Raw genomic sequence first — 3227 nt, forward strand, 5'->3', positions numbered from 1 at the left:
ATTATTCTTGATTATTCTTGTGGCCTTAGATCCAAACATGTAATGAGAATCCGCAGAGCTATGGAATCCCTTAGCAGTACGATTTACTATTTCACCTTTAAAAATATGCTCATCGTCTATTATCGGAACGGGCTTACATTTGTTATTTTTACAGCCTTTTTTATGATTAATGCCCCCCTCTCTTGGCACCCATTAGCAAATCTCCTTTTGAAGGGAGTTAATAAATTCAGCAAAATTCATTAGCTGTTCGTCAATACTTTCAAATGCCTCATCCATGCTCTGAAAGTTCCATTCTTGCAAATTAATTTGCCCATCAAAAACCAGCATCCCGCTCTTTGCTACCCCCTTTTTGAAAAGCAAGGCTAGAGCATAAGTCATTAGCGTAACTAGCATCGTATTAGTCAGAGGGGTCTTTGAATCCGTATTCAATACGAATTGATATTTACTAAACATCAAGTCAGAGAAGTCTTCCATACCTTCATTTATTTGAAAACGAATAGGCGCACTTAAGAGCTTAGACTCATAATCTTCTCCGTGGGCTTCACCAAAGCTTATACTAAGCGCATCCTCTATATCTTTTGCCAAATCAGAAACCCTTCCTGGCTCCCATACGTTAAAATAGAAATCCACATCAATCATAAAAATCCTTTGACACTGACTCCTAAAGTCTTCAGCACCCAACTCACTTTAGTTACTGGAAAGCCGGACTCACCCAGCAATTGCAGATTGGTAATCATCCCAAAAGCTTGGAAACTCAGAAGCCGCTTTATTCAGAAGCTCGTCGAGCCCCTGGTAACCGATAAAGTTTAGTGTTCTGGCACATTCCACCGCCTTTTCGACAGAGCCGCTTCCCGAAGACAATCTTTCAACCAAATCTGTAACCAAAGCGTTCGCCACAGTCTCGGAAAGTTGCTCTCTCAAAAGCAACTCACACATAGAGCCAAGTGCAATATATGACAAGTTATAATCATCCGAGTCTATATAACACTGAATAAGACACTTGTGACGGCTATCTCCTAAAAATCCCAACACATACAGCGCACCACATTTTCTCGCATTGAAGCTATGTATGTCTTCGTCAACATATTCTAAAAGATCGTCAACGACCCTTTTATCCCCAAGTTCTACCAGTTCATCAAATGCGTGGTTGAGAATAATCCCTTCCCTGATTTCATCAGGCTCATCTGTAAAGAGATAAGATAAATTCGAATGGTTCCCGTTAATAACATCCAGGTAAAATTTATAGTCTTCTCTCTTACTCATTGCAACCTCGAACACTTAATTTCTACGCCAAACATATGATTCTGCTGCCTTACTCTCCTGAACTCAATCCAGATGAGTCTGAATGGAGCTAACTGAAGCATCAGCGCTTGGGAAAGATGAAGGCTTTACAATTCCTTTGGAACATGAAAAGAATGCCATCTTTGATTCAAAGTTTGTAAGAATCAAAAGCTGAAACATATTATGACCCAGTGATCAGGGCAATCATGCATGAACTGGGTATTATTGTGCAGAATACCAGTCCTTTCAGCCACCTGTGCCAGAATTGTCTGCGCATGCTGCTGGCCAAACCTGTGCAAGTCTCAACGCGACCTGTTTTGACGATTTATCAAGCGGCCCACAACCCACAGACGCCAGTGTTCAAAACTTTGATCGGAGAAAAGGTTACTGCCACAGATAACCTTCCCTGCAAAGACAGCGGGCAATACAATGATAGTAACGGGTATCGGACAGGGAAATGAGTTCATCTCTGGCGCGGTTCATCCTTGAACCCTAAAACTGTATATTTAAACAGGACAAAGATTAAGGAGTGATGACCGCTCCGTCGACTAGTTTGATATATTCCGTCCCACTCTGTCCTTACCCTTTATCTACATCTTTTCTTCATATAAGCCAATTATTTTCGTCACCGTTACCTTTGCTAGCCTCTTAGCCCCAACAACCCAATAGCCTTTAGTACCCACCTTAATTCTATCTCTATGAAACTTTTCTCTAGATTCAGGTGACATAATCCACATTAGCGCCATACCTTCTTCAGGAGGCTCTATGTTTTTATCCCGGATTACCTCACCACTTTTGTCTAAAAATTCCGGCCAAATTATATGTATACCATCTGACAATGGATCATCACCATCGTAAAGGAAATCTGATCGCATCCCTTGCGCTACCTTAATTCCTTCCAACTTCGGGTCAATTGCAAGCTTATAACTCACTTCAAAGTCGGGTTCCCCCCCCATTCGTTCTCTATATGGCACATGAATATGTCTTGTCGATTCTTGTTCTTTAACCTTACGCAACAATTCGTCAACTTGCTTTTTATCCATAGATATTCACCAGCGTGGTCAGCTTGTTCATGGATGAGTTGAAGTGTAAGTCCACCCACCATGAAGTTTCATATCTGCATTAAATGCAGGCAGAAGTTCATTAGGCACTTCAACTATTGGCCCAATGCCCGGTTCATAGCTATCACGAAGCTCCCTCCGCATACTCTCAGATATTGACACCTCAACTATATGATAACGCTCTATTTTGAGTTTACCGAGCAAATAATCACCTCCAAATTTATGCGCCTCCCCAACTGTATTAAAAAATTGTTTAGGCCACATGTTGGGACCAAGAGCAAAACAATTGCATGTATATAAACTTGCAAGTTCTACATCTTCAACGGCTCTTGCCAAAGGAACTATTTTTTGGCTGTTATCCTTCGTTTTAGCTTTGACACTAATTAAACTCATTAGCTTAGGAGATGATGAGGCAAGTGTAAGCCAGCCAATTTCCTGATCAGTATACCTGCCTCCAGCTAAAGATCTCCCATTAGCGAAGCTCTGCCCAACTTGATACTGATTCAGTGTAAGGGTTAGCAGTGTCCCCATAACACCTATTCCAGCCATATGCCCTTCTAGAGACATATTTCCTGACGGGTCAATATGGCTCACCGAGTCAGCATTCGCATAAAGATACTTATGCAACGTAACAGGATCAGAGTTACTAACCCGTAAATAAGTATCCGATCACTAAGCCATAATATATTTAAGTTCTGGATGCCTAAATAAACTTTGAATCAATGATGGCGTTCTTTTCATGCTCTGAAGGATTTTTAAAGCCATCTTTCTTAATTGGTCTGGACCTGCAATCTTCATCTTTCCCAGTCGCTGATGTTTCAAATAGCTCCACACGGACTCATCTGGATTGAGTTCAGGGGAGTAAGGCGGCAGGAAGAATAGCTG

Annotated in this window: 6 protein-coding genes; all 6 read right to left on the reverse strand. The window is 41.4% G+C overall.

The window, feature by feature from the left end:
- Nucleotides 1–189, reverse strand: a 189-nt coding sequence (locus KP814_RS32070; RefSeq protein ID WP_216740598.1) for a hypothetical protein, incomplete at its 3' end; no start/stop codon positions are given.
- Between the two features lie 3 nt (nucleotides 190–192).
- Nucleotides 193–639: a hypothetical protein gene (locus KP814_RS32075; RefSeq protein ID WP_216740599.1), complete on the reverse strand. Its 447-nt coding sequence runs from the start codon at nucleotides 637–639 to the stop codon at nucleotides 193–195.
- A 69-nt stretch (nucleotides 640–708) separates the two neighbouring features.
- The gene (locus KP814_RS32080; protein ID WP_216740600.1) at nucleotides 709–1263 is read right to left on the reverse strand and encodes a hypothetical protein; all 555 of its coding nucleotides are present in this window, start codon (nucleotides 1261–1263) and stop codon (nucleotides 709–711) included.
- A gap of 608 nt (nucleotides 1264–1871) precedes the next feature.
- Entirely contained in the window at nucleotides 1872–2324 is a 453-nt protein-coding gene (locus KP814_RS32085; protein WP_049780895.1) for a hypothetical protein, read from the reverse strand.
- 27 nt (nucleotides 2325–2351) lie between these two features.
- Nucleotides 2352–2891 (reverse strand): hypothetical protein, encoded by a 540-nt coding sequence (locus KP814_RS32090; RefSeq protein WP_216740601.1) that lies wholly within the window; start codon nucleotides 2889–2891, stop codon nucleotides 2352–2354.
- Nucleotides 2892–3014: 123 nt separating this feature from the next.
- A partial coding sequence (locus tag KP814_RS32095) for a transposase (protein ID WP_216740602.1) occupies nucleotides 3015–3227 on the reverse strand: 213 nt, incomplete at its 5' end.

Origin of the sequence: Hahella sp. HN01 (assembly GCF_018986435.1) — a bacterium.
Lineage (GTDB): Bacteria > Pseudomonadota > Gammaproteobacteria > Pseudomonadales > Oleiphilaceae > Hahella.

What these genes read in the sequence shown, in the direction of transcription:
- KP814_RS32075 (WP_216740599.1), bottom strand. Translation starts at nt 639, where the DNA reads ATGATTGATGTGGATTTCTATTTTAACGTATGGGAGCCAGGAAGGGTT.
- KP814_RS32080 (WP_216740600.1), bottom strand. Translation starts at nt 1,263, where the DNA reads ATGAGTAAGAGAGAAGACTATAAATTTTACCTGGATGTTATTAACGGG.
- KP814_RS32085 (WP_049780895.1), bottom strand. Translation starts at nt 2,324, where the DNA reads ATGGATAAAAAGCAAGTTGACGAATTGTTGCGTAAGGTTAAAGAACAA.
- KP814_RS32090 (WP_216740601.1), bottom strand. Translation starts at nt 2,891, where the DNA reads ATGGCTGGAATAGGTGTTATGGGGACACTGCTAACCCTTACACTGAAT.